We start from the raw sequence: 18,439 nt of genomic DNA, 5'->3' as shown, positions 1-18,439 counted from the left end.
AGTACTCCTTCAAGGAAGTCGTGGACGCCGATCGTGGACGCCGGTTCAGACCGACGCGACCGGCGCGAGCCGGCCCAGGACGTCGAGGGCGAGCCGCCGGGCCAGCGGCACCTTGTAGGCGTTGTCCCGCAGCGGCTCGGCCGCGGCCAGCTCCAGGTCGACGGCGCGTTCGAAGGCCGCCGCCGTGGGCGCGACGCCGACCAGCGCGTCCTCGGCCCGCCGGGCCCGCCACGGCCGGTGCGCCAGGCCGCCGAAGGCCAGACCGACCCGCTCGACGACCCCGTTCTCGCAGTGCAGCACGGCGGCCACGGAGGCCAGCGCGAAGGCGTACGAGGCCCGGTCCCGGGCCTTGCGGTAGCGCGATGGCAGCCCGGCCGTGGCGGCCGGCAGCAGCACCGAGGTGATCAGCTCGCCCGGGTGGATCTCGGTGTCCTTCTCCGGGCGCATACCGGGCAGCCGGTGGAAGTCGGCGGCCGGCACGCTGCGGGCGCCGTCCGGGCCGCGCAGCTCCACCCGGGCGTCGAGCGCGGCGAGCGCCACCGCCATGTCGGAGGGGTGGGTGGCGATGCACTGGTCGGAGTGGCCGAGCACCGCGTGGTCCCGGTGCACGCCTTCGAGGGCGCCGCAGCCGGTGCCGGGCTCCCGCTTGTTGCAGGGCTTGGTCAGGTCCTGGAAGTAGGGGCAGCGGGTGCGCTGGAGCAGGTTGCCGCCGGTGGTGGCGGCGTTGCGCAACTGCCCGGAGGCGCCCGCGAGCAGCGCCTGCGACAGCACCGGGTAGCGGTCGCGGACCGCCGGGTGCGCGGCGAGGTCGCTGTTGCGGACCATCGCGCCGACCCGCAGTCCGCCGTCGGGCAGTTCCGTCACGTCGTCCAGCGGGAGCCGGGTGACGTCGATCAGCGCGGCGGGCGCCTCGACGCCCAGCTTCATCAGGTCGACGAGGTTGGTGCCGCCGCCGAGGTAACGGGCGCCGGGCCGGGCGGCGAAGGCGTCGGTGGCCTCCTCGACGCTGCCGGCGCGGACGTAGGCGAAGGGCCGCACTCAGATCACGTCCTCTACGGCGTCGACGATCCGCGGATACGCGCCGCACCGGCACAGGTTGCCGCTCAGCCGCTCCCGGATCTCCGCCCGGTCCAGCGGCACCGGCTGGCCCGAGGGTGCCGCCGGGTCGGTGACGTGCGAGGGGTGCCCGGCGTTGGCCTCGGCGACCGCGCCGAGCGCGGAGCAGAGCTGGCCCGGGGTGCAGTAACCGCACTGGAAGGCGTCCCGGTCCAGGAACGCCTGCTGCAACGGGTGCAGGTCCTCCCCGTGGTCGCCGAGCCCCTCCACGGTGGTGACCTCCGAGCCGTCCAGGGTGACGGCGAGCAGCAGGCAGCTGTTGACCCGCCGCCCGTCCACCAGGACCGTGCAGGCCCCGCACTGGCCGTGGTCGCACCCCTTCTTGGCCCCGGTGAGCCCGAGATCCTCGCGCAGCAGGTCCAGCAGGACCCGGCGGTGGTCGACGGAGAGGGTGTGGGGTTTGCCGTTGACCCGGAGATGGGTGTCCGAGCGTTCGGGTACGGCGGCTGCGGTCGTGTCGTGGCTGTCCATGGCGCGATGACCTTCCGGGACGGGCCGGTACGGCTGTCCAGTCCGCGTATCCAGGTTGTCCCGCCTGACACGTGCCGGGGTCCGGTGGCCGTCGCGGGCGGCCGGGTCGCCGCGGCGGCCCGTAGGTGCCGTCCGGTGCCGTGTACCGGGTGCTCCGGGTGTCCGGTGTGCGCTCAGGGATCGGCGGGTGCCCGGGGTTCGTCGGGTGGCGATCGGCGGGTGTCCGGGTTCGTCGGGTCGCGGGTGCGTGCCGGGGCCCGGTGGCCGTCGCGGGCGGCCGGGTCGCCGCGGCGGCGCGTAGGTGCCGTCCGGGGGCGTGTACCGGGTGCTCCGGGTGTCCGGTGTGCGCTCAGGGATCGGCGGGTGTCCGGGTTCGTCGGGCGGCGATCGGCGGGTCTCCGGGTTCGTCGGGTGGCGATCGGTGGGTGTCCGGGTTTGTCGGGTCGCGGGCGTGTACCGGGGTCCGGTGGCCGTCGCGGACGGCCGGGTCGCCGCGGCGGCCCGTAGGTGCCGTCCGGGGGCGCGGACCGCGTGCTCCGGGGTGTCCGGCGGGCGCTCAGCGCTCCTCGGAGCGGGATCGGCCGGTGCCCGGGTCCGACGGGTCGTCGCCCGGCGTCGCGGACCGTGCCGCCGACGCCCCCTTCAGGCGCTCCAGGCCCCGGGTCAGCGCGCGCAGCGGCGACGCGGGGCGGGGCTCGGCCGGCTCGGCGCGGACGGCCGGGAGCGTCCCGGCGGATTCGCGCAGCGCGGCCAGCGCCTCGCCCGCGCGTTCGGCCGCCTCCCGGTACAGGTCCCGGGACTGGGTCATCGCCTCCAGCGCCTCGGCGTACATCGCCACCAGCCGGCGTTCGCGCTCCAGCTCCTCCCGGAGCGTCAGCAGCCCCCAGTCGTCCCGCAGCGCGGTGAGCGCCGCCTCGCCGCCGTCCGGCAGCGGCCTGGCCAGCGCGGCGAACCGCCGTACCGTCGCGGTCAGCTCGGCGGGCTCGGAACCGTCCAGGAAGACGCTGCGCACCGAGAGGTCGCCCGGCTCGGCCGGGGCCGGGGTGCCGGGCAGCACCACCGCGCCGCCCCGCGGCATCTGGACGCCGAACTCCTCCAGCGCCCAGTTCACCACCCGCAGCTGCTGCGGGGCCGCGCGGTGCTCCACCACCCGGTGGCGCAGGCCCGGCGGCAGCCACCGCACCAGCGGGATGCGGCCGCGGTGGTCCGGGGTCATCGCCTCGTGGACCACGACGTGGATCAGCCAGCCGTCGTGCCCGGCGTCCCGCAGCAGCCGGCGTACCGCCTTGTCGTCCTCGGGCAGCGCGTTCAGGCCCCGCAGCCGCAGTCCGGTGGCGGCGTCCCGGTCCCAGGTGACGTCCGGGTCGTCGGGCCAGAACATCCCGGCGGGGGAGGGCCACGCCTGGTCCCAGTGCTCCTCGGCCTCCGCGATCAGCGTCCACTCCTGGGACCCGGCCGAACCGGCCCCCAGGGTCAGCCGGGCCCGGACGGTGACGTCCGAGTCCACCCGCCAGCGCGCCTCGAAGATCCGGTCCGCGCTGTCCTCCCCGTCGCGCGGCAGTTCACGGAAGTCGTCGACGACACCGCTGTCCTTGTGCTGCCGCAGGGTCCGCAGCAGGACGTCCCGCGCGGCGGTTCCGACGTGGCGGCCGCGGGCCGGCCACACGGTCGGCGGGATCGTGGGGCGATCGGTTGATGAGGTCGGCATGAGTCCATCTGGAGGGCGGGGGCACGTGCGCAGGCCCAGTATCGTCGCCGCCGGCCGCGGCGGATCACCCGGGGTGCGCCGACGCGCCGGGACACCCCGGCCGGCCGGGGCGCGGACCCGCGCGGTGACATGGAAGGCGGGCGCCGGCGGCGGGAGTACGCGGCCGGCCGCACGGCACCCGAAGGAGCGACCTGGCGTACCTGTGCCTCCTGCGCCTCGGCGGACAGAGGGCGCGCGCCGGGCGGCCGGGACACTGCCAGGTCACTCCCCCCGTTCCGCGCGCCGCCGGTCCGCCTCGTCCCAGGTCCGGGTGGAGCGCGGCTCGACGTACGGCTCGTGGTCGGCCGGATGACCGCCGTCGATGACCCGCTGCCGGGCCAGCTCCGCGTCGAACTCCAGGCCCAGCAGGATGGCCAGGTTGGTCACCCACAGCCAGACCAGGAAGATGATCACGCCGGCCAGGGTGCCGTAGGTCTTGTTGTACGAGCCGAAGTTCGCCACGTAGAACGCGAACCCGGCGGAGGCGACCAGCCAGATCAGCAGCGCCACCAGGCTGCCGGGGGTGACCCAGCGGAAGCCGCGCACCCGGGCGTTCGGGGTGGCCCAGTACAGGATCGCGATCATGATGATCACCAGCAGCACCAGGACCGGCCACTTGGCGATCGACCAGACGGTCACCGCCGTGTCGCCCACCCCCAGCGCGGTGCCGGCCTGCTCGGCCAGGGAGCCGGTGAACACCACGATCAGCGCACTGGCCACCGCCAGCACCAGCAGCACCACGGTCAGCACCACCCGCAGCGGCAGCACCTTCCACACCGGCCGCCCCTCGGGCACGTCGTACACGGCGTTGGCCGAGCGGATGAAGGCGGCCACGTAGCCGGACGCCGACCACACGGCGCCGAGCACGCCGACCACCGCCAGCACCGAGCCGAGACCGGCCTTGGCCTGCAACTGCCCGATCGCGTCGGTCAGCACGTCCCGCGCCGACCCCGGGGCGAGTTTCTGTACGTTGTCCAGCACCTCCTGAGTGGCCGACTGCCCGGCGATGCCGAGCAGGGAGACCAGCACCAGCAGGGCCGGGAACAGGGCCAGGACGCCGTAGTAGGTGAGGGCGGCGGCACGGTCGGTCAGCTCGTCGTCCTTGAACTCCTTCACCACCCGCCGCAGCAGCGCCGTCCAGGAGCGCTTGGGCAGTTCGGTGGGGGAGTCCGGGGCGGCGCGCTCGGTGGCGCGGTCCGGGCCGAAGTCCTCGTGGGCGCCGCCCGGGGCGGCGCCGTCGTCGCGAGCGGAGGTGTGTTTGCCGTGGTGGGGCATGTGGAGTCGGGCCATGGACGACGAGTAGCCCGTCCGGCGCCGGACACGCCCCCGGGGACCCGTCCGGGTCGGGGCGGGCCTGTCCGCGCTCCCGCCACGGGCAGGACCGCCGGCACACGGCCGTGAACGGCCGCAGACACCCGCAGTATGACGGATCGAGGGCACGTGTCTCTGGAAAATGCCAAAGCCGCCACCCGATGCGCGCACTTTCCGTAGTGTCCCGGTCACGTTGACGGAACGGCTGTGCGAGAAGGGGCCGCGGCGTGCGGGGAGGGGTTTCGGCGTGCCCGGAATAGACGAGAGCCTGCTGGAGGCGATGCGCCTGCCCGGCGCGCGCGGGGCCTGGCTGGTCGACTGGATCAGCGGACTGGCCCTGGGCGCGGTGGGCGACGCGCCGGGCGGCGACGCGGAGGCGACCGCCGCGGAGAGCGCCGAACTGGCCCGGCATGCCGCGGAGAGCGGCTCGCTGGCGCCCGCCGGGCCGGCCGGCCCGGCGGGCAAGGAGTCACCCGTCGAGGACATGATCGTCACCACCGGCGACGCCTACCACCTGATCCGGTTCGTCCACACCCCCTTCGACAGCACCGTGTTCCTGCACCTGTGGCTGGACCGCAACGACGGCAACCTCGCCCTGGCCCGCATCCGGCTGGGCGAGATGGCGGCCCGGCTGGTGCTCGGATGACGGCCCGGAGGACGTCGGCCTGGGCCGCGCACGACACCACCTCGGCCGCGCTGGGCGCGCTGGCCGCCGAGGGCGCCACCGGCGCCCTGACCGGCGAGCGGGGCGTCTTCTACCTCACGGCCGGCCGGGTGGCGCACGTCGAGTCCGCGCACACCCCCGACCTCGGCGTGCTGCTGGTGCGCGGCGGGGCGCTCACCGAGGACGGCTGGTGGGCGGCGATCGACCGGGACGGCGCCCGGCACCGGGTGGCCCGCCGGCTGGTGGACGACGGCCGGCTCGCCGCCGGCGCGCTGGAACTGTGCCACCTGGGCGCGCTGTTCGACGCCGCCTACTTCGCCCTCGCCCACGACACCCGCGCGCACCGCTTCCGGCCCGGTGCCGCGCACTGGCTCGGCGTGGTCCGCCCCGTGCCGGTGCAGACCGTGCTGCGCGAGTCACGGCGCCGCCGCGACCTGCTGCACGACATCTGGCCCGACCCCCTGGTGGACGTCGCGCCGCTGGCCCGCGCCGCCGCCGCGGAGCCCGCCGCCCTGCCGGCCCGGCGCGGCCGGGTCCTCGCCCTGGTCGACGGCGTCCGTACCGCCGCCGACATCGCCGTGACCCTGGCCTGCCGCACGTACCACACTCTCGTCGAACTGCGCCGGCTGGCCGCCGACGGGCTCGTCACCACCGCCGCACGCGTCCCCGCGCAGGCCACCGGGTCCGCCCCGGACCCGTGCGGTGCCGCCTGGGACGACCCCGACGCCGCCCTGCTGCGCCGGCTTCGTGACGCCTTGGAGGCCCTGTGATCCGCGCGCGCCGCCAGCGTGCCGAAAGGAGACTGCTCATGGCCGTCGAGAGCGACGTCCTGGCCGAACTGCACCGTCTGCGCCACCGCGTGCCCCAGCTCACCGGCTCGCTCGCCGCCACCGTCGACGGACTGGTCCTCGCCCACGACGCGCCGGGCACCGAACCGGAGGGCCTGGCCGCGCTCACCGCCGCCGCCCTCGGCGTCGCGCACCGCACGGCGGACGCCACCGGCCGCGGCGACTTCCGCGAACTGCTGCTGCGCGGCGCCGAGGGCTACGTCGCCACCTACGTGGCCGGTCCGGCCGCCGTGCTCACCCTGCTCGCCGAGGACCGCGTCAACGTGGGCCGGCTGCACCTGGAGGGCCGGCGCAGCGGCGTGCGGATCGGCGAACTGGTCGCCGACCGCGCCCGCCGGGCCCGTACCGCCGAGGCCCGGCCCGCCGCCGCCGACGACCGGACCGGCGCCGGGGAACCGGCCATCGCCCCCGTGGACCCGGCCCGTCCGATCGGCACGCTGCCGGTGCGCACCCCGCAGCGGCCCACCCGACCACCACGTCCCCCGGCCGGCGGCCGGCGCCTGCCGAACTGATCCGCTCGGTCACACCGCTCAATCACACCGCTCAATCACACCGCTCGATCACACCGATCGATCACACCGATCGATCACACCGAAAGGGAACCCCACTCATGGCCAACCTGGAAACCGCGCTCAAGGAATGCCTCAGCTCCATCGACGGGGCGTCGGCCGCCGCGCTCGTCGACTACACCAGCGGCATGGCCCTCGGCACCCTGGGCGGCACCAAGGACTTCAACCTGGAGGTGGCCGCCGCCGGCAACACCGACGTGGTGCGGGCCAAGCTGCGCACGATGGAACTCCTCGGCCTGAAGGAGGAGATCGAGGACATCCTGATCACCCTGAACAGCCAGTACCACCTGATCCGCCTGATCAAGGGCCGCGGCGGCAACGGGCTCTTCCTCTACCTGGTGCTGGACGCGAGCCGGGCCAACCTGGCGATGGCCCGCCACCAACTGCGCCGGATCGAGACCGAACTGGAGGTCTGAGCGCGCCGCACCGGCAGCCGCCCGGGGCCCCGGCCGAGTCCCCCGCGGGTCCCGGGGGCCATGTCCCGCCCGGAGCGGGGAAGTCGGTCCGGCATGAAGCCGACGACAGCGGCCCGCGCGGCACTGGTCCTCGCCCTCCTGACCGGCACGGCCGGATGCGGGGGCGGCGGGGACGGTCCCGAACTGCCGGACGCGCGGGGAGCGTTCCAGGTGCCGGCCGGCACCCGCCTCGTGATCACCACGGACAACGGGGTGACCCTGCGCCCCGGTGCCGGCGACGAGGTGGCGGTGGACGACCGGGCCGGCCACCGCTGGACCCGCCGGGACGGCACGGACGACGACACCCGGGTGCTGGACCTGGACTGCGCGGGCCGGGACGGGCGGTGCCCCCGGATGCCGCGGGTGGACGTACCCGACGGAGTCTCCGTCACCGTCAGCGCCCGCAACGCGGGCATCGACGCCGCCGGGATCACCGGCGCCCTGGACCTGACCACCGTCAACGGGGACGTCACCGTCACCCGTTCCGGAGCGGACACCGCCACCGTACGGCTGGCCACCCGCAACGGCACGGTGCGCGCCACCGCGCTGCGCGCCGGGCAGGTGCACGCCGAGACGGTGAACGGCGACGTGACCCTCGCCTGTGCCACGGCACCGGGCGGGGTCGGCGGGAGCACGGTCAACGGCTCGGTCCGGCTCGCCCTGCCGCCGGACGCGCCCGCCTACCGGGTCACCGCGGCCACCGACAACGGCAGCCCCTCCGTCGGCGTACCCACCACGGGCGACACGGACGGCCGCGTCATCCGGCTCAGCACGGTCAACGGCGACGTGGTCGCCGCCCGCGACTGACCCCCGGAAGGCATCCTCCCGGGGGTCGGTGACGGCGGCGTCACGCGGTCGGTCAGGCACCGCTCCAGCGGAGCATGTCCTCGCGCTCGACGTACTTGACGCGCTCGCGGCCGTGCGGCTCGCCCTGCGCCTTCTCCGCGGCGTCCAGCCGGTGCCAGCCCTCCCACGTGGTGAACCGGACGCCGTGCTCGGCCAGGAAGGCGTCGACGGCCTCCGGGGCGGGCGCGGCGGGCGTGTGCAGCCGGCCGTTCGCGTGGTCGGCCAGCAGGCTGGCCACCGTCTCGTTGGCGTCGCCCTTGGTGTGCCCGATCAGGCCGATCGGGCCGCGCCGGATCCAGCCGGTGACGTACGTCGACTGGAGGTGCTCGCCGCTCTCCTGGATGACCCGTCCGGCCTCGTCCGGCACCGTGCCGGAGTCGAGGTCCCAGGGCAGCTTGGGCAGCTTGTCGGACAGGTAGCCCACCGCGCGGTAGACGGCCCGCACGTCCCAGTCGGTGAACTTGCCGGTGCCCTTGACGTTGCCGGTGCCGTCCAGCTCGGTGCGCTCGGTGCGCAGGCCGACCACCTTCCCGTCGGCGCCGAGGATCTCGGTCGGCGACTCGAAGAAGTGCAGGAACAGCTTGTGCGGCCGGTCGCCGACGTCGCGGATGGCCCAGTTCTCCAGGGTCTTGGCGACCATGTCGGCCTGCTTGTTGCCGCGCCGGGTGGCGATCGAACCGTCGTCGTAGTCGATGTCCTCGGGGTCGACGATGACCTCGATGTTGGGGGAGTGGTCCAGCTCCCGCAGCTCCATCGGGCTGAACTTGGCCTGCGCCGGGCCGCGCCGGCCGAAGACGTGCACCTCCAGCGCCTTGTTGGCCTTCAGGCCCTCGTAGACGTTGGCCGGGATCTCGGTGGGCAGCAGTTCGTCGGCCGTCTTGGCCAGGACGCGCGCGATGTCCAGCGCGACGTTGCCGACTCCCAGCACGGCGACCTTCTCGGCCTCCAGCGGCCAGGTGCGCGGAAAGTCCGGGTTGCCGTCGTACCAGGCGACGAACTCGGCGGCGCCGTGGGAGCCGTCCAGCTCGACACCGGGTATCGCCAGGTCGCGGTCGGCCGTGGCGCCCGTGGCGAAGATCACACCGTCGTAGAAGGAGCGGAGGTCGTCCAGACTGATGTCGGACGGGTAGTCCACGTTGCCGAAGAGGCGGATCTGCGGCTTGTCCAGCACCTGGTGCAGGGCCGTGATGATGCCCTTGATCCGCGGGTGGTCGGGGGCGACGCCGTAGCGGATGAGCCCGAACGGGGCGGGCATGCGCTCGAAGATGTCGATGGACACGCCGGGCTCGGCGGCCACCTCGGACTTGAGCAGGGCGTCGGCGGCGTAGATTCCGGCGGGACCGGATCCGACGATGGCTACCCGCAGAGGGCGGGGCATGTTCAGGTTCCCTTCGAGCGGTGACAGATCGACTCGACGGGAAGCCTAAGCTAAGGGGACCCTAAGTCGGTACGCGGGTCCGATCTATGAGCTCATAAGGTGAGCTTATGGGACGCGGTGGCGGTTGTTTGGACTCCCCCTGATCGGTGACAGGTGACGCAGGCAGGCGCGCGGCGTCGGGCCTGTCCGCGTCCTGCCGCATGGAGGGAGTCCCCGTGACCGATCCGAACCGCTGGCGGGCGTTGTGGGCCACGCTGGTCGCCGGGTTCATGACCCTGCTGGACGTGACGATCGTCGCCGTCGCCCTGCCGTCCATGCAGCGTGAGCTGAGCGCCTCGGCCGCGTCCGTGCAGTGGGTCGTCTCCGGGTACGCCCTGGCCTTCGCCCTCACCCTCGTCACCGCCGGACGGCTCGGCGACGCCTTCGGCCGGCGGCGGGTCTTCCTGATCGCGCTGGCCGCCTTCGTGCTGTGCAGCGCGGCCGCGGGCGCCGCGCCCACGGTCGTGCTCCTGGTCGTCGCCCGGCTCGCCCAGGGCGTGGCGGCCGGCAGCCTGGCCCCGCAGAACACCGCGCTGATCCAGCAGATGTTCCAGGGCGCCGAGCGGGGCCGGGCCTTCGGGCTGTTCGGCGCCACCGTCGGCGTCTCCAGCGCCGTCGGACCGGTGGTGGGCGGCCTGATCCTGGCGCTCGCCGACGGCCCCGACGGCTGGCGCTGGATCTTCTACGTCAACGTGCCGGTCGGCCTGGTCGCCCTGGTGCTCGGCTGGCGGCTGCTGCCCCGGGTGGCACCCGGCCGCCGGGGCCGGCTCGACCCGGTGGGGGTGGTGCTGCTGGGCGTCGGCATCCTCGCGGTGATGCTGCCGCTGGTGCTGGCCGAGGCCGGCGGACTGAGCCGGCTGTGGTGGCTGTTCCCGGTGGGAGCGCTGATCCTGGTGGGCTTCGTGCGGTGGGAGCGCCGGGTCGCGGCCCGGGACGGCGATCCACTGCTCGACACCGGGCTGTTCACCGCCACCCGCGGCTACGCCACCGGCGCGGGCCTGGCCACCTTGTACTTCGTCGGCTTCAGCGGCGTCTGGCTGGTCTTCGCGCTGTTCTTCCAGAACGGGCTGGGCTACTCACCGCTGAGCTCCGGTCTCGCGGTGACCCCGTTCGCGGCCGGCTCCGCCGGCGCCGCGGCCGTGGCGGGCCGCCTGGTGGGCCGGTACGGGCGGCTGCTGACCGTGTGCGGACTGGTCGCGGTCATGGCCGGGCTGGGCGGCACCGCCCTGGTGCTGTGGCTCGCGCCGGCCGGCTCGGTGGCCTACCTCAGCGCTCCGCTGCTGTTCCTCGGCGGCCTCGGCAGCGGCTGTGTCATCTCCCCGAACGTCACGATGACGCTGCGCGACGTGCCGGTCCGGATGGCCGGCGCGGCGGGCGGCGCCATGCAGACCGGGCAGCGGCTCGGCGGAGCCGTGGGCACCGCCGCGCTGCCGGGCCTGTTCTACCTGGTGCTGACCAGCACCCACGACAACTACCGCGAGGCGGTGGCGCTGTCGGTCGGCAGCGGGGTCGCCTTCATGCTGTGCGCGCTGGCCGTCGCCGTCGCGGACTGGCGGCGGGACCGCGCCGACGGCGGCCGGCCCGGCCCCGCGGAGCCGTCCCACCGCCACGCCCACGCGAGCCACGACTGAGCCGGTGCCTCGCCCGGCGCCCTGCGTCAGCGACGCTTGCCGAACCGGCGCAGCAGTCCCTGGGCCTGGGCCCGGCGGCGCGGGTCGGCGGCGGCCCGGCGGACCTGCTCCGCCGTCCGGCGTCCCTGCGGACTGCGCGCGTACCGCTTGATCCTCTCCAGCAGTCCGGCCATCACGTGCCTCCTGTTGGTCTCCCGGCGGGCGGGCTGCCCGCGCAGGGACCACCTACCCGGCCGGGCCCCGCTCACCCCGGCGGCCCGGGGACGTTTCCCCGCGCCGGAGCGGGAAACCCGCAGGGACAGCGAACGATCCGCAACCGATGTGACAGCAGAGGTGGAACGACCGTGGCAGGCACCGAGAAGTCCAAGGCCAAGTCGGAACAGACCAAGGGCAAGGCGAAGGAAGCGGTGGGGCGGGCCGTCGGCAACGAACGGCTGACGGCCGAGGGCCGCGCCGAGCAGTCCAAGGGCGACGCCCGCCAGGCCAAGGAGAAGACGAAGGACGCCTTCCGCCACTGACCCGCCGACGGAACCCCGGCGCCCGCGTGGGCGCCGGGGTTCCGTACGTCCGGGCGGGGACGGAAAGGGTCAGGGCACCGGCTGTTCGGCCCAGATCACCTTGCCCGCCGGGGTGTACCGGGTGCCCCAGCGTTCGGCGAGCTGGGCGACCAGGAACAGGCCCCGGCCGCCCTCGTCGGTCATGGCCGCGTACCGCAGGTGCGGTGAGGTGCTGGTGCTGTCGGCGACCTCGCAGATCAGGCTGCGGTCGTACAGCACCCGGACCCGGATCGGCTCCGCCCCGTGCCGGATCGCGTTGGTGACCAGCTCGCTGAGGATCAGCTCGGTGGTGAACACCAGCTCTTCCAGGCCCCACTCGGACAGCCGCCGGGTCACCGCGGCCCGTACCTCGCCGACGGCCGCCGGATCGGCCGGCACCGGCCACTCGGCGACCCGGTCCGCGCCGAGCGCCCGGGTGCGGGCCACGAGCAGCGCGATGTCGTCGCCCGAAGCGGCCGGCGGCCGGGCGTCGAGCACCGCGCGGCAGGTCTCCTCGGGCGACGGCCCGGCCGCCGCCAGAGCGGCCCGCAGCTCCGCCAGCCCCTCGTCGATGTCCCGCTCCCGGTCCTCGATCAGCCCGTCGGTGTAGAGCACCAGCCGGCTGCCCTCGGCCGGCCGCAGCTCCGCCGCCTCGAAGGGCAGCCCGCCGAGCCCGAGCGGCGGTCCCGCCGGGACGTCCACGATCTCGACCCGGCCGTCGGGATGGACCAGGGCGGGCGGCGGATGGCCGGCCCGGGCGACCGTACAGCTGCGCGAGACCGGGTCGTAGATGGCGTAGAGACAGGTCGCGCCGGTGACGGGGGCGCTGTCCCCGGCGGCCGACTCGGCGCCCTCGTCCTGGTCGATGCGGCCGACCAGCTCGTCCAGCAGGGCGAGCAGCTCGTCGGGCGGCAGGTCCAGCGCGGAGAAGTTGTGCACCGCCGTACGCAGCCGGCCCATCGTCGCCGCGGCGTGCAGCCCGTGCCCGACGACGTCCCCGACCACCAGGGCCACCCGGGCCCCGGACAGCGGCAGTACGTCGAACCAGTCGCCGCCCACCCCGGCCCGCGCGGGCAGGTACCGGTAGGCGAGCTCCAGGGCGTTCTGCTCGGGCAGCGTGCGCGGCAGCAGGCTGCGCTGCAAGGTCACCGCCATGCTGTGCTCACGGGTGTAGCGGCGCGCGTTGTCGATGGAGACCGCGGCCCGCGCGACCAGCTCCTCGGCGAGCGCCAGGTCGTCCGGGTCGAACGGCTCCGGCCGCGCGGCGCGCCAGAAGGTGACCACCCCGAGCCGGAGGGTGCCCGCCCGCAGCGGTACGGCGATCAGCGAGTGGACGCCGTACTCCACCACCCGCGCCGCGCGCTCCCGGTCCTGCGCCTGCCAGCCGTGCGCCCGGGTCAGGTCCGGTTCGAGGACGGCCCGGCCGGTGCGGATGGCGGCCGCCTGCGGGGTGGAGGCGACGAAGCGGATCCGCCGGCCCAGCGGGAACAGCGCGGTGTCCGCCACGGTCCCGCTGACCGCGGTCCGCAACAGCGGGCGCCCCGGTTCCGGCGGGCCTCCGGTGAGCACCGCGTCGGACAGGTCCACGGTGGCCAGGTCCGCGAACCGCGGTACCGCGAGGCCGGCCAGTTCCTCGGCCGTACGGGTGACGTCCAGGCTGGTGCCGACGCCCACGCCGGCGTCGTAGAGCAGGTCGAGGCGGGCCCGGGTGGTCTCCGCGCGGCCGGACAGGGCGCGCAGCTCGGTGGAGTCGCGCAGCGTGGCGACGCTGCCGGGCGGTCCGCCGCGGATGTCGGTGGGGCGCTGGTTGACCGCCAGCAGCAGGTCACCGACCTGGTGCACCTCGTCGGTGGCGACCCGGCCGGAGGCCAGCAGGTCGGCCGTGCCGGGCTCCAGGCCGAGGTCGCGCACCCGCCGTCCCTCGGCGTCGGCGGGCAGGCCGAGCAGGCGGTGCGCCTCGTCGTTGGCGAGCAGCAGGGTGCCCTCGCCGCCGACGATGAGCACCCCCTCGCGGACCGAGTGCAGCACCGCGTCGTGGTGTTCGTACATCCGGGCCAGCTCGTCCGGGCCCAGGCCGTGGGTCTGGCGCAGCAGCCGCCTGCTGACCAGCGCGGTGCCCGCCGTGGCCAGCACCAGCGCCGCCGCGGCGGTGCCCAGCAGCAGCGGCAGCTGGCGGTGGACGGCGCCGCCCACGTGGTCGGTGGTGAGGCCGGCCGAGACCAGGCCCACGACGGTGCCGTCGGACGCCCGGACGGGGACCACGGCCTGGGTCAGCGGGCCGAGGGTGCCGTCGATCTCCTCGGTCACGGTCCGCCCCGCCAGCGCGGGGGCGAAGGTGCCGACGTACTTGCGGCCGATGCGGTCCGGTTCGGGGTGGGTGTAGCGGATGCCGTCGGTGTTCAGCACGACGACGAAGTCCACGTCCGCCGCCTTGCGGGCGGCCTCCGCCCGGGGCTGGAGCACCGCCGTGGGGTCGGGGGCGCGCAGCGCCTGGACGATCCCGGGGGAGTTGGCGAAGGCCCCGGCCACCGCGACCGAGCGGTTGCGGGCCTCGGTGCGGCTGTCGCCCCGGGCCTGGAGCACCAGCGCGGCCACCGCCGCCAGCACGAGCAGCAGCAGCACCACCACGTGCAGGGCGAACACCTGCCCGGCCAGGCTGCGCCGGGGCAGCGCGGACCGCAGCCCCGGGACCGGTGCGCGCCGCGGCCGGCCGGGACTGCGGGTGGGCCGGGCTGCCGATCCGCCCGGGAGTCGGACCATATGTCCATGTCTACCCTGCCGGGCCGAGTGTGGCGACGCGGGGTCGACGCTCGAATGTTTCGGACTCCACCACCGCCGTAACAGATTCACGCCATGTCTTCCGTTCCCGGGAACTCGTGCGGTGACGGCCGTTGACCCGGACCGTGCGAGTCCGTAACCTCCACCGCGACATTCGGAAACAGGCCCGAAACTTTCGCCCCCTCCGGCTTCTGTCCGAAAGGAATGTCATGCGCAGGAATGTCATGCATCTGACACATTTACTGAGAGCCGCGACGGCCGGACTGATCGCCGCGACCGCCCTGACGGCCGCCGCGCACACCGCCGAGGCCGCCGACACGCTCGGCTCGGCCGCGGCCGGCCAGGGCCGCTACTTCGGCACCGCCGTCGCGGCCGGCCACCTCGGCGAGTCCGACTACGCCGCCACCCTGGACCGCGAGTTCACCTCCGTGACCCCCGAGAACGAGATGAAGTGGGACGCCACCGAGCCCACCCGGGGCGGCTTCACCTTCATCGCCGCCGACCAGATCGTGAACCACGCGCAGAGCCACGGCATGGACGTCCGCGGCCACACCCTGGTCTGGCACTCCCAGCTGCCGTCCTGGGTCGGCGCACTGGGCGCCACCGACCTGCGGACGGCGATGAACAGCCACATCACCCAGCTCATGACCCACTACAAGGGCGACATCCACAGCTGGGACGTGGTCAACGAGGCGTTCCAGGACGGCTCCAGCGGCGCCCGCCGCAGCTCCCCGTTCCAGGACAAGCTGGGCGACGGCTTCATCGAGGAGGCGTTCCGCACCGCCCGCGCCGCCGACCCGGCCGCCAAGCTCTGCTACAACGACTACAACACCGACGGCGTCAACGCGAAGAGCAATGCCGTCTACACCATGGTCAAGGACTTCAAGGCCCGCGGTGTGCCCATCGACTGCGTCGGCTTCCAGTCGCACTTCAACAGCGCCTCCCCGGTGCCGGCCGACTACCAGGCCAACCTCCAGCGCTTCGCCGACCTCGGCGTCGACGTGCAGATCACCGAACTGGACATCGAGGGCTCCGGCACCGCCCAGGCGACCAGCTACGGCAACGTGGTCAAGGCGTGCCTGGCGGTGAGCCGCTGCACCGGCCTCACCGTCTGGGGGGTCACCGACAAGTACTCCTGGCGCAGCAGCGGCACCCCGCTGCTGTTCGACGGCTCCTACGCCAAGAAGCCCGCCTACGACGCCGTACTGGCCGCCCTCGGCGGCACCGGCGGCGGCACCGACCCCGGCACCGGCGCGACCTGCACGGCCACGTACACCACGGACGCGCAGTGGAACGACGGCTACAACGGCAAGGTCACCGTCACCGCGGGCACGGTACCGGTCGGTGCCTGGACGACGACCGTCACCCTGACCGCGCCGCAGAAGGTCACCGCCGTCTGGAACGCCACGGCGACCTGGGACAGCGGCGGCAACGTGATGACCGTCAAGCCGAGCTGGAACGGGAGCCTGGCGGCCGGCGGGTCGACCAGCTTCGGGTTCACCGTCGCGAAGAACGGCAGCGCCGCGGTGCCGACGGTCGGCACCTGCACGGCCTCCTGACCCCGGGGCCCGGGGCGCACCGGGCGGTGGCGCGCCCCGGGCGGCCGGTCAGCTGAAGGGATCCAGCGTCAGGAACGCCTTGGCCGGACTGCCGTCGTGGACCAGCGACTCGTGGTTGCCGACGTCGTCGAAGGCGAACGCGTACGCCTTCCCGTCGGCCATCCGGTCGTGCACCGCGCGGGCGTAGTGGTTGGTCACCGCGTCCTGGTAGAAGCCGGCCGACGAGGTGTCCGGCTGGTTCGGGTTGGTCAGGAGCGTGGACCGGTTGAAGCCCGCGCACAGGGTGCGGGAGATCGGGCCGCGCACCTGGTCGTTGGGCGCGTCCAGCAGCCGGTGGCAGCCGAAGACGCTGCTCGCGTCCGGCTTCTGGAAGCTGGTGACGACGGCGCCCGCGCTGTTGGTGAAGTTCATGACACCGCCGCTGACCCGCCCGTAGTACTTCACGGCCGGCTGGTCGGTGAACGGGGTGACCGTCAGCGTCGAGCCGGCGTACTTCTGCCAGACCCGGTTGATGTAGTCGTCCATCACCGAGGCGGGCAGCGCGCCGGTCTCCACGCCGTACAGCGGGGACAGCGCCCGCAGCACGGTGCCGTCCGCGCGGGTCTGGATCAGGCCGGACCAGCCGCCCGACTGGGCCCGCAGGGTGTCGAAGAACCCGTTGTAGCCGCCCGCCTTCAGGTGTCCGGTGGTGACCGTGGTGCCGTCGGCGCGCTGCACGCCGACCGCGTACGGCGCCGAGAACATGTCCACCTGGGTGCTGTTGATCCACAGGCCGGAGTCGTTGAGCGTGTACTCCGACCAGTTGAAGAGGATGTCGCGGTTCGGGTCGCTGGGGTTCTGCACGGCGGGCTGCACCAGACCGCCGGTGGCCAGCTGGAACACCAGTTTCTGGCCGTAGGAGAAGTAGACCCGGCCGGAGAACTTGGGGATCTGGATGGTGCTGGACTGCCCGGGGCCCGGTCCGGCGATCGAGGCGTCGGGGGCCGGGACCGGCGGGGCGCCGCCGGCCGGCCAGGCGTGGAAGGCGCCGCTCGCGTCGGCCCAGCCCTGCCGGCCGGTCGACAGCTCGGTGCCGAGGTTGTAGACGTAGAGCGGCCCGGAGCGGCCGGAGTTGTTGGTGATCTGGAGCGGGATCGTCGCGGGGACCGCGGCCTCGGCCGGGGCGGCGGAACCGGTCGCGAGCAGGGCGCCCGCCACGGTGGTGGCCAGGGCGGTCGCCGTCGCGGCGAGCCGGTGCCCGAGTCGTCTGCGGAGTCCTTGGAACATGCGCAACCTCCGTACGGGCCCTGGGGGCAGAGCCGCGGAGACGTGGGGGGAAGGGGTGTTGGTACGGACCTGCTGAGAGCGCTCTCAGAGTGCCGGTGGGGTGTGCGCATGTCAACACCGTGCGCAGGCCGTGAACGCGGGCTGCTCCGCATGCGTACCGGGACAGGAACGGGGAGCAGCCCGCGGCACCCTCCTGCCCCCGGTCCGCCGCCGCACACTTCGGCGGTGTCCGAAAAACCGGGGACCGGGAGCAAGTTGACGGCAAGCGAATCGCAACCGCCCCTCGGATGCGTATCGTGAGGTGCCGCGGGCTTCGGCTTCCGCTACTCGGCCCCGGACCGGACGGTGAGGCTCTGTATGACTCCGGCGCGCAGACCCGATGCCGCGGGTTCGTCTGTCCTGTCCACGGCGGTGGACTTCAGGGGCGGATCGGCGATGATCCCCGCCTCCCGGGACATCGTCCAGGGATTCGTCGGGCGGCTCGGTGCGGCGGGGGTACGGACGTCCGCCGGCTTCCTGGACGCCGCGCGCCTGGTCGCCAGCGAGCTGGTCACCAACGCCCTGCGGCACGCGCCGGGGCCCTGCCGACTGGTGCTGACGCTGGTGGAGGACCAGGTGGAGATCGCGGTGTCGGACACCGGGGACGGCTTTCCCACCTTCCTGCCCCGCGATCCGCTGCGGGTCGGACGGCACGGCCTGGAGATCGTCACCCGGCTGTGCGACGAGGTGATCACCAAGCCGCACGCTCAGGGGAAGACCGTGTACGCGCGCCTTCCCCTGAGCTGACCTCGGTCAGTCGGCGAGGGCCTGGTCGACCGTCGGGTAACAGGCGATCAGCGCGTCCACCCCGACCAGCTGGAGCACCCGCCGCACAGCCTGCCGCGGGGCGGCCAGCCGCAGCCAGGTGCCGCCGGCCTCGGCCGCCTGGTGCGCCGCGATGAACACGTTGATGCCGCTGGAGTCCATGAAGGCCACGTCCGCCAGGTCGACCACCGCGCCCCGGGAACCCTCCAGGCCCGACAGCAGTACGTCGCGCAGCTGAGCGCTGCCGTCGAGATCCACTTCACCCGCGAGGGTGACGACACAGACGTCGTCGTCGGTGGTGGTACGGGTGATCAGCAGCCGCTCAGGCACCGCCGCTCCCTCGGTGTCCGACACGCTTCCTCACTTCTCGTGCAGGTCCGGCCATGGTTGGTGACCATGATGTTAAGGGTCCGGGGGCCCC

The 18,439-nt window shown here is 74.1% G+C and carries 18 protein-coding genes; 9 read left to right on the top strand and 9 right to left on the bottom strand.

All coding sequences use genetic code 11. The features are described from left to right. Nucleotides 1–45: 45 nt before the first annotated feature. The 4 genes from ACTT8P_RS03205 to ACTT8P_RS03190 form a co-directional block, all read right to left on the bottom strand. Nucleotides 46–1,038, bottom strand: coding sequence for an FAD binding domain-containing protein (locus tag ACTT8P_RS03205; RefSeq protein WP_442829963.1), 993 nt, complete (start codon nucleotides 1,036–1,038; stop codon nucleotides 46–48). Then, the gene (locus ACTT8P_RS03200; RefSeq protein ID WP_442829962.1) at nucleotides 1,039–1,587 is read right to left on the bottom strand and encodes a (2Fe-2S)-binding protein; all 549 of its coding nucleotides are present in this window, start codon (nucleotides 1,585–1,587) and stop codon (nucleotides 1,039–1,041) included. It lies immediately after the preceding gene. A gap of 556 nt (nucleotides 1,588–2,143) precedes the next feature. Further along, nucleotides 2,144–3,295, bottom strand: coding sequence for a hypothetical protein (locus tag ACTT8P_RS03195; protein WP_442829961.1), 1,152 nt, complete (start codon nucleotides 3,293–3,295; stop codon nucleotides 2,144–2,146). A 261-nt stretch (nucleotides 3,296–3,556) separates the two neighbouring features. Further along, entirely contained in the window at nucleotides 3,557–4,624 is a 1,068-nt protein-coding gene (locus ACTT8P_RS03190; protein ID WP_442829960.1) for a YihY/virulence factor BrkB family protein, read from the bottom strand. Between the two features lie 268 nt (nucleotides 4,625–4,892). Between ACTT8P_RS03190 and ACTT8P_RS03185 the strand changes: the two genes are divergently transcribed. The 5 genes from ACTT8P_RS03185 to ACTT8P_RS03165 all read left to right on the top strand — a co-directional run bounded on the left by ACTT8P_RS03185 (nucleotide 4,893) and on the right by ACTT8P_RS03165 (nucleotide 7,988). After that, nucleotides 4,893–5,291, top strand: a complete 399-nt coding sequence (locus tag ACTT8P_RS03185; protein WP_442829959.1) for a hypothetical protein — start codon at nucleotides 4,893–4,895, stop codon at nucleotides 5,289–5,291. Beyond that, nucleotides 5,288–6,079 carry a hypothetical protein gene (locus ACTT8P_RS03180; RefSeq protein WP_442829958.1) on the top strand — a complete coding sequence of 264 codons (792 nt, stop codon included), beginning with the start codon at nucleotides 5,288–5,290 and terminating at the stop codon, nucleotides 6,077–6,079. The genes ACTT8P_RS03185 and ACTT8P_RS03180 overlap by 4 nt, the downstream gene beginning before the upstream one ends. Nucleotides 6,080–6,117: 38 nt before the next feature. Next, on the top strand, nucleotides 6,118–6,669 hold the full coding sequence (locus ACTT8P_RS03175; protein WP_442829957.1) for a roadblock/LC7 domain-containing protein: 552 nt from the start codon (nucleotides 6,118–6,120) through the stop codon (nucleotides 6,667–6,669). A 98-nt stretch (nucleotides 6,670–6,767) separates the two neighbouring features. Continuing rightward, nucleotides 6,768–7,142, top strand: a complete 375-nt coding sequence (locus ACTT8P_RS03170; RefSeq protein WP_442829956.1) for a hypothetical protein — start codon at nucleotides 6,768–6,770, stop codon at nucleotides 7,140–7,142. 93 nt (nucleotides 7,143–7,235) lie between these two features. Further along, nucleotides 7,236–7,988 (top strand): DUF4097 family beta strand repeat-containing protein, encoded by a 753-nt coding sequence (locus tag ACTT8P_RS03165; protein WP_442829955.1) that lies wholly within the window; start codon nucleotides 7,236–7,238, stop codon nucleotides 7,986–7,988. Between the two features lie 52 nt (nucleotides 7,989–8,040). Here the strand turns inward: ACTT8P_RS03165 and ACTT8P_RS03160 are convergent, their stop codons facing one another. After that, nucleotides 8,041–9,405 carry an FAD-dependent oxidoreductase gene (locus tag ACTT8P_RS03160; RefSeq protein ID WP_442829954.1) on the bottom strand — a complete coding sequence of 455 codons (1,365 nt, stop codon included), beginning with the start codon at nucleotides 9,403–9,405 and terminating at the stop codon, nucleotides 8,041–8,043. 200 nt (nucleotides 9,406–9,605) lie between these two features. Here ACTT8P_RS03160 and ACTT8P_RS03155 point away from each other — a divergent pair, with 200 nt between their 5' ends. After that, on the top strand, nucleotides 9,606–11,075 hold the full coding sequence (locus tag ACTT8P_RS03155; RefSeq protein ID WP_442829953.1) for an MFS transporter: 1,470 nt from the start codon (nucleotides 9,606–9,608) through the stop codon (nucleotides 11,073–11,075). A gap of 26 nt (nucleotides 11,076–11,101) precedes the next feature. Here ACTT8P_RS03155 and ACTT8P_RS03150 read toward each other — a convergent pair whose 3' ends face one another. Next, a complete protein-coding gene (locus ACTT8P_RS03150; protein ID WP_442829952.1) occupies nucleotides 11,102–11,248 on the bottom strand; it encodes a hypothetical protein in 147 nt (48 codons plus the stop codon). A 171-nt stretch (nucleotides 11,249–11,419) separates the two neighbouring features. Here ACTT8P_RS03150 and ACTT8P_RS03145 point away from each other — a divergent pair, with 171 nt between their 5' ends. Beyond that, a complete protein-coding gene (locus tag ACTT8P_RS03145) occupies nucleotides 11,420–11,593 on the top strand; it encodes a CsbD family protein (RefSeq protein WP_361174475.1) in 174 nt (57 codons plus the stop codon). A gap of 69 nt (nucleotides 11,594–11,662) precedes the next feature. Here the strand turns inward: ACTT8P_RS03145 and ACTT8P_RS03140 are convergent, their stop codons facing one another. Then, a complete protein-coding gene (locus ACTT8P_RS03140; protein WP_442829951.1) occupies nucleotides 11,663–14,371 on the bottom strand; it encodes a SpoIIE family protein phosphatase in 2,709 nt (902 codons plus the stop codon). 227 nt (nucleotides 14,372–14,598) lie between these two features. On the opposite strand from ACTT8P_RS03140, the gene ACTT8P_RS03135 reads away from it, so the two are divergent. Next, nucleotides 14,599–15,948: an endo-1,4-beta-xylanase gene (locus tag ACTT8P_RS03135; protein WP_442829950.1), complete on the top strand. Its 1,350-nt coding sequence runs from the start codon at nucleotides 14,599–14,601 to the stop codon at nucleotides 15,946–15,948. Between the two features lie 48 nt (nucleotides 15,949–15,996). Here the strand turns inward: ACTT8P_RS03135 and ACTT8P_RS03130 are convergent, their stop codons facing one another. Next, entirely contained in the window at nucleotides 15,997–17,214 is a 1,218-nt protein-coding gene (locus ACTT8P_RS03130; protein WP_442829949.1) for a glycoside hydrolase family 64 protein, read from the bottom strand. A gap of 435 nt (nucleotides 17,215–17,649) precedes the next feature. Here ACTT8P_RS03130 and ACTT8P_RS03125 point away from each other — a divergent pair, with 435 nt between their 5' ends. After that, on the top strand, nucleotides 17,650–18,000 hold the full coding sequence (locus ACTT8P_RS03125) for an ATP-binding protein (RefSeq protein ID WP_442829948.1): 351 nt from the start codon (nucleotides 17,650–17,652) through the stop codon (nucleotides 17,998–18,000). Nucleotides 18,001–18,006: 6 nt separating this feature from the next. Here the strand turns inward: ACTT8P_RS03125 and ACTT8P_RS03120 are convergent, their stop codons facing one another. Next, nucleotides 18,007–18,372, bottom strand: coding sequence for an STAS domain-containing protein (locus ACTT8P_RS03120; RefSeq protein WP_442829947.1), 366 nt, complete (start codon nucleotides 18,370–18,372; stop codon nucleotides 18,007–18,009). Between the last annotated feature and the right edge of the window lie 67 nt (nucleotides 18,373–18,439).

The sequence above is a fragment of the Streptomyces sp. JW3 genome, assembly GCF_052216785.1.
In the GTDB taxonomy this organism is placed as follows: Bacteria; Actinomycetota; Actinomycetes; order Streptomycetales; family Streptomycetaceae; genus Streptomyces.
Note: the sequence above shows the minus strand (reverse complement) of the source record. Positions and strands in the feature narration are given on the sequence as shown.